The 312-nt window shown below is 48.7% G+C and carries 1 rRNA gene; it reads left to right on the forward strand.

The window, feature by feature from the left end:
- Window positions 1-78: ribosomal RNA gene (locus HWY05_RS38105) — 16S ribosomal RNA — on the forward strand; the annotation flags it as partial.
- Window positions 79-312 lie beyond the last annotated feature (234 nt).

Consider the following 312-nt stretch of genomic DNA (forward strand, 5'->3'; position numbering starts at 1 on the left):
ACCACGGTGGGATTCATGACTGGGGTGAAGTCGTAACAAGGTAGCCGTATCGGAAGGTGCGGCTGGATCACCTCCTTTCTAGAGCTGAACGTGTCGAACGTTGAGCGCTCACGCTTATCGGCTGTGATTCTGAATGGACAATCTTCAGTGCATAGTGTTCTGCGAGCAGGTAATGCGCAGAGTACTTTGCATTGGCGATTGAGCCAGTCAGAGTGATACGTGGTTATAGCAACCGCGATATCGGCTGTCGTTCTTTAACAATCAGGAAGAAGTAGTAAAGAGATTCACGAAAGCATATCTAGAGATGGGTGT

The organism is Paraburkholderia sp. BCC1876, from assembly GCF_902833695.1.
GTDB lineage: Bacteria > Pseudomonadota > Gammaproteobacteria > Burkholderiales > Burkholderiaceae > Paraburkholderia.